General features: G+C 69.6%; 6 protein-coding genes. All 6 read left to right on the plus strand.

What is annotated here, in order from left to right; all coding sequences use genetic code 11:
- Positions 1–48 precede the first annotated feature (48 nt).
- Positions 49–1,050, plus strand: a complete 1,002-nt coding sequence (locus NQ152_RS05165) for a sugar ABC transporter substrate-binding protein (protein WP_257501125.1) — start codon at positions 49–51, stop codon at positions 1,048–1,050.
- Between the two features lie 71 nt (positions 1,051–1,121).
- Positions 1,122–1,904: an SDR family NAD(P)-dependent oxidoreductase gene (locus NQ152_RS05170; protein ID WP_257501126.1), complete on the plus strand. Its 783-nt coding sequence runs from the start codon at positions 1,122–1,124 to the stop codon at positions 1,902–1,904.
- A 13-nt stretch (positions 1,905–1,917) separates the two neighbouring features.
- Entirely contained in the window at positions 1,918–2,868 is a 951-nt protein-coding gene (locus NQ152_RS05175; protein WP_257523234.1) for a sugar phosphate isomerase/epimerase, read from the plus strand.
- Complete coding sequence (locus NQ152_RS05180) at positions 2,865–4,328, plus strand: aldehyde dehydrogenase (RefSeq protein WP_257523235.1); 1,464 nt, start codon at positions 2,865–2,867, stop codon at positions 4,326–4,328. The genes NQ152_RS05175 and NQ152_RS05180 overlap by 4 nt, the downstream gene beginning before the upstream one ends.
- A complete protein-coding gene (locus NQ152_RS05185; RefSeq protein ID WP_257523236.1) occupies positions 4,325–5,413 on the plus strand; it encodes a Zn-dependent alcohol dehydrogenase in 1,089 nt (362 codons plus the stop codon). Before NQ152_RS05180 ends, NQ152_RS05185 begins: the two co-directional genes overlap by 4 nt.
- A gap of 219 nt (positions 5,414–5,632) precedes the next feature.
- Positions 5,633–6,622 carry an ABC transporter substrate-binding protein gene (locus tag NQ152_RS05190; RefSeq protein WP_257523237.1) on the plus strand — a complete coding sequence of 330 codons (990 nt, stop codon included), beginning with the start codon at positions 5,633–5,635 and terminating at the stop codon, positions 6,620–6,622.
- The last annotated feature ends 71 nt before the right edge of the window (positions 6,623–6,693 follow it).

Raw genomic sequence — 6,693 nt, forward strand, 5'->3', positions numbered from 1 at the left:
GTGGGCACCAAGAAGCACATCAGCGCAGTGACACGAAGGAGTAGCAACATGCGTACCAGATTCAAGATCGCCGCGGCGGTCGCCGTCGCGACCGCTCTCGCACTGACGGGATGTTCCAGTTCGGGTTCCGGCGGCGGCGACGGTGCCGGCGCGGGCGCCAGCGACGAGCCGTTCAAGGTCATCGCGTTCACCTCCGGCAACCAGACGCCGGTCGGTGCGTGGTGGGTCAAGGCCGTCACCGCGCAGGCCGAGGAGCTCGGCTGGGATCTCACGATGATCCAGGGCGACTTCGACTTCCAGAAGATGAACCCCGCGGTGGAGAGCGCGATCGGCCAGGGCGCCGACGTGATCCTCGACGGCTACACCGATGTCTCATCGATCGGCTCGATCGTCACGGCGGCGAAGGACGCGGAGATCCCGATCTTCTCGATGGACGCCGGGACGGAGGCGACCGATGCGTTCGCCACCAACATCACCACCAACCAGCAGCAGATCGTCGACAAGACGGTGGAGGCGATCGACGAGTCGATCGGCGGGCTGGAGGGAAAGACCGTCATGGTCATCGGGCACGACCCGCACGCCGGCATCCGGCTCCGCTCGGCGCTCGCCGTCGAGGCATTCGAAGACGCCGGCGCGACCGTCGTCAGCGGCGAGCCGCAGCAGGTGACCAACCCGGCGACGGGCCGTACCGAGGCGCTCAACTTCGTCTCGGACTACCTCTCCGCCAACCCAGACGGGCTGGATGCCGTGTGGGCAGGATGGGACGACGCGGCGCTGGGCGCAGCGCAGGCCCTCTCCGAAGCGGGATCGACCGCACCGGTCACCGGTGTGGACGCTCTGGCCGAGACTCTCGCGTCGATCGAGGCGGGCGGCAACATGCTCGCCACGATCGAGCAGCCCTGGCCGGCCGTGCTGGACATGCTCATCGAGGATGTCCAGGCCTACCAGGAGGACGGCGAGCTGCCGGCCGAGAACTTCGTCGCCGTCGATGTGACGCTCGTGACGAAGGAGAACGCCGCGGACACCACTCCGTCGGACCAGCTGGGCTGAACCACCTCGTGGGGGCCGGGCGACCGGCCCCCACGTTCCCCCCGTCATCTCGCACCACGAAAGAGAACCCCATGCGTTTGGAAGGCAAAGTAGCCGTCATCACCGGCGGTGCCAGCGGAATCGGTCAGGCCACCGTGCTGAAGTTCGTCCGGGAGGGCGCCAAGGTCGTGATCGCCGACATGAATCTCGCGCAGGCCGAAGAGGTCGTGGCGCAGGTGGACGCGCTGGGATTCGAGGGCTCTGCCACGGCCGTGCGGACCGACGTCTCGGTGTACGCGGATGTCGCCGCGGCGGTGGCGCGCGCCGTCGAGGTGTACGGCCGCCTCGATGTGATCTTCAACAACGCCGGCATCGCCGGCGGCAAGCCCCTCCTGGACCACGACCCGGAGGTTGACTACGCCCCCATGATCCGCGTGGATCAGGACGGCGTGTACTACGGCATCCTCGCGGCAGGCCGCCAGTTCCGCGACCAGGGCAGCGGCGGGGTGATCATCAGCACCTCGTCGATCTACGGCGAGCAGGCCGCGGAGCTGTCCTTCACGTACAGCGCCGCGAAGGCCGCGGTGATCTCTTTCACCCGTTCCGCCGCGTACGAGCTGGCCGAGTACGGCGTCCGCGCGCTGGCGATCACACCCGGGCGGGTGGGCACCCCCATCATCAACCAGTTCAGCGAGGAGCTGCGCAGCACCTTCGCCGCCGAGCAGCTGCGCAACAAGATGACGGAGCCGGATGAGATCGCCAACGTGGTCGCGTTCCTCGCCTCGGATGAGTCCAACGTGATCAACGGCACTGTGGTGCACGTCGACGACGGGTACTCCGTCTTCAAGCAGCGACTCGACCTGCCCACCTTCTAGGGACCGGAAAGCCGTGACCGGAGAATCCGTCTCGCGCACCGCGCTCGATGTCGCGTGCCACCTCAACGTCCTCGTCCCGGATGTCTCGGCAGGGACGCTGCCGGCCGCGCTGGATGCGATCGCGGCGGCAGGCTACGCGCGCGTCGTGCTGCCGCCGCTGGACGCGGCGGCGACCGACGCCGCCGCGCTGCGCGCCGCCTTCATCGACCACGGTCTGCGGCCGATCACCATCGCCGGGCAGGCGCCGGGTGCCGACGTGTCCTCCGCGGATGCGGACGAGCGTGCTGCCGGCGCCGCCGCCCTGCGCTCGAGCGTGGACCTCACGGTCGCGCTCGGCTCGGACCAGATGAACGGCGTCCCGTACGGTCTGTTCGGCCATCCCTCGGGCCCCACGTCCCGGGCGGCGTTCGAGCGAGCTGCGCACGAAGTCGGCACGGTCGCGGACTATGCGCACGAGCGCGGCGTCACGATGACCTTCGAAGTGCTCAACCGGTACGAGACCTCGGCGATCAACACCGCCGCTCAGGCGATGGCGTTCGTCGCCGCCAGCGGCTCGGCGCACCTGCGCATCCATCTGGACACCTTCCACATGGCCGTCGAAGAATCCGACATGGCCGCGGCCGTTCTGCAGGCCCTGCCCGCACTGTCGTACCTCGAGCTCGGACAGTCCGGTCGCGGCGCGCTCGGGGAGGGCTCGGTCGATGTGGAGAACGTCATCCGCACCGCCCTGGATGCCGGATACACCGGCCGCTGGGGGGTCGAGGCCTTCTCCCGCTCCGGGCTGTCGGAGGGAGCCGCCGACATGCTGGCGATCTGGCGCTCCCCGTTCGACCGGGGCGCCGAACTGGCGAGCGATGCGATGGCCCTGATCGAGCGGTCCGCGAGGCGACGCCCACCAGAGCCGGACCGCCGCGCGGCCGCCGCTCGAACCGAAGACGACCTGGCACTACGGAGGAACGAATGACGATCACGACCCAATCCGACAACCGGCTTTTCGTCGGCGGCGAATGGCGGCCGGCCCGCTCGACGGCGCGGATCGAGGTGGAGGACCCGTACGCGCGCACCACAGTGGGAGTCGCGGCGGACGGCAGCGTCGAGGACGTCGACGCCGCCGTGCGCGCCGCCCGCGCGGCATTCGACCACGGCCCCTGGCCGCGGATGTCGCCCGATGAACGCGCCACCTATCTGGAGCGTCTCGCCGACGAGCTGGAACGCCGTGGCGAGAGCACCGCGAGCCTGGTCACCGGCGAGATCGGGCAGCCGGTGGGCTTCTCCCGCGTCGTGAACATCGCCCTGCCCGCGCGGCATCTGCGGTACTTCGCCGACATGATCCGCGGCTTCGCGTTCGAGGAGCAGCGCGCCCACGCCGGCGGGCCTGGCACCTCGGTGGTCCGCTTGGAGCCGGTGGGGGTCGCGGGGCTGATCACCCCGTGGAACTACCCTCAGTCCATCCTCACCGCCAAGCTCGCCCCTGCGCTCGCCGTCGGCTGCACCGTGGTGATCAAGCCGGCGGCCGAGACGCCCTTGGACGCACTCGCCCTGGCCGCCGCGGTCGAGGCCGTCGGGTTCCCGCCCGGCGTGGTCAACGTCGTCACCGGCGGTCGCGAGACCGGCGACGCCCTGGTCAAGCATCCCGGGGTCGACAAGATCGCCTTCACCGGCTCCACCGCAGCCGGTCGCATCATCGCGCGCAACTGCGGCGAGCGTCTCATCCCGGTCACCCTGGAACTCGGCGGCAAGTCCGCCGCGATCATCGCCGAGGATGCCGATATCGACGTGGCACTGGCCGGCCTGCGCTCGGGCTCGTTCATGAACTCGGGTCAGACCTGCTTCCTCCTCTCGCGGGTGCTGGTCCCGCGCACCCGCACGGACGAGGTCGTGGAGGGCTTGGTCGAGCTGGCCCGCTCCTTCCATCTCGGCGACCCCCGCGACCCGGCAACCGACATGGGCCCGCTCGTGTCCGAGCGGATCCGCGGGCGGGTGCGCACCATGGTGGAGGATGCCCGTGGCGAGGGTGCACAGATCCTCACCGGCGGGCGGGACCTGCCGGGTGAGGCCGGCTACTTCTACGAGCCCACGATCATCGCGGGGGCAGCCGCCGACTCCCAGATCGCCCGCGAGGAGATCTTCGGCCCCGTCGTGACGGTCTTCGAATACGACGGCATCGACGAGGCGATCGCACTTGCGAACGACTCGCGTTACGGGCTCGGCGGGGCGGTCTTCTCGGCCGACACGGCGGCCGCGCTGGAGATCGCGCGCGCCGTGCAGACCGGCACGATCGGCGTGAACGGATACGCACCCGATCTGGCGACGCCGTTCGGCGGATACAAGGAGTCCGGTCTCGGTCGGGAACAGGGCACCGAGGTTCTGTACAACTACCTGAACACCAAGGCCATCAACACGAGCATCGGACAGTCAGCATGAGAGCAGCAGTCGTCAACGCCTTCGGCGGTGGGTTCGACATCGAGGACATCGATATCGCCGAGCCCATCGGCCGCGAGGTCCTCGTGGACGTCAAGGCGTCGGGCCTGTGTCACTCGGATCTGCACTTCGCCGTGAACGACTTCGGGATGGCGCCCCCCATGGTGCTGGGCCACGAGGTCTCCGGGATCGTCGCGGCGGTCGGACCGGAGGTCACCGAGTTCACCGTCGGCGACCATGTGGTCGGCTCGCTCGTCCAGTTCTGCGGCGCGTGCCTGGAGTGCCTGAGCGGACGCACGGTCAGCTGCCTCCGCCCCGAGGCCACGCTGCGGGCCGACGGAGCAGCGCCGCGGCTGAGCCGCCGCGGCGAGCCGATCCTGGCGGCGATGGGCACGGCCGGCTTCGCCGAGCAGGCGCTGATCCACGAGAACCAGCTCGTGCGCATCGATCCGGCCGTCCCGTTCCCCGAGGCCTCCGTGCTCGGATGCGGCACGATCACCGGTGCCGGTGCCGTGCTGAACGCCGCGGGCGTGCGCGCGGGCGAGACCGTCGCGGTCATCGGCCTGGGCGGGGTGGGGCTGAACGTGGTCAGCGGGGCCCGCCTGGTGGGCGCGGCGCGGATCATCGGCATCGACCTGAACGACGAGAAGCTCGAACTTGCGCGCGCCTTCGGCGCGACCGACGGGATCAACGCCGGCGAAGGCGACGTGGTCGCGCGGGTGCGCGAACTGACCGGGGGAGGTGTCGACCACGCGTTCGAGGTGATCGGCCGCAAGGAGACCGCCGAGCAGGCGATCGCCATGCTCCGCGTCGGCGGCACCGCGAGCCTGATCGGCATCCACGGAGCCGGGGGAAAGATCGAGTTCGACGCGAACGGGCTGCTGCGCGAGCAGAAGAAGGTGAACGGGGTCTACATGGGATCCTCGAACATCAAGCGCGACATCCCGTTCTACGCGTCGCTGTTCCTGCAGGGCAGGCTCAACCTGTCCGACCTCATCGCATCCGAGATCGCCATCGACGAGATCAACGAGGCGTATGACGCGCTCGGCTCCGGCAAGACCGCACGGACGGTGATCACCCGGTTCTGAGCCGCTTCCTCGCCCGCCGCCGCGCGCCCGCGTTGGTCTCGATATTCAATCGATTCTTGACGCCCGTCATGGATACCTTGACAGTGGGCGTCGGATGGCGCACGATGGCACGGTCAACACGATGCGGTGCGGACACGACTTCGCACCGGGGAACGCCTTCGTCACCCGTGTGCACCGCTTCCTTGACGCCCAGCCAGGTTTGAGAGAGAGGCCCCGTCAATGAAGAAGAGTCTTGCCACGCTCGGTGTGCTCGCCGTCGCAGCGCTCGCGCTGAGTGGCTGCACCGATTCCGGTGCCGCGCCCGCCGGCACACCCACGGGGGGCGCCGACGAGACGCCGGGCGAAACCCGCAGCGTCCGGGTCGCGGCGCTGCCCATCGCCGAGACCGGGGCGTTGTGGGCCGCGATCGACGAGGGCATCTTCGCGGAGCACGGCCTCGAGGTCGAGGTGGTCCCCGCACAGGGCGGGGCGAACGCCATCCCCGCTCTCCTGAGCGGCGACATCCAGTTCGCGATCGGCCAGCCCTTCGGTCCGATCCGGGCCGACCAGCAGGATCTCGGCGTCGTCATCGTCGGCAACTACGCCAACAGCAACGCAGAGGGTGACGACGTGAACGCGGTCGTCGCGCTCGGCGACTCCGGCATCACCAGGCCCGCTGACCTCGCAGGCAAGAAGGTCTCGGTCAACACGATCGGCGCCGCCGGAGACCTCACGATCCGCAAGGCCGTGCAGGACGACGGCGGCGACCCCTCGTCGATCGAGTTCGTCGAGGTCGTCTTCCCGGACGTGCCGGCTCAGCTCGAGGCGGGCACCATGGACGCCGCGTGGGCGCCCGACCCGTTCCGCGCCAGCGTGCTGGGCGGCGGCGGCGTTTCGGTCGTGCAGCCGTACCAGGCGACGATCCCGGGACTCACCGTGCTGACGAGCATCACCACGCAGGCGATCCTCGATGAAGACCCCGAGCTGGTCGCGGCGTACTCAGAGGCGATGGCAGAGGCGCTCGATTGGGCCTCGAGCAACGAAGAAGCCGTACGCGCGGCGATAGCGACGAACCTCGAGATCCCCGAGGAGGCGGCGGCCGGCATCACACTGCCGACCTTCACGTGGGACCTGTCGGATGCCGGCATCGAAGAACTCGGCGCTCTGGCCGTCGAGTTCGCCTACATCGAGGCCGAACCCGACTACGAAGCGATGATCCAGCAGCAGTAACGTACCGCGAGGAGGGGCCGGAGGCCCCCCCGCCGGGGACCCGCCCCCCCCACGCCCCGCGGGGGGGGGCC

Source organism: Microbacterium sp. zg.B48 (assembly GCF_024623505.1).
GTDB lineage: Bacteria > Actinomycetota > Actinomycetes > Actinomycetales > Microbacteriaceae > Microbacterium.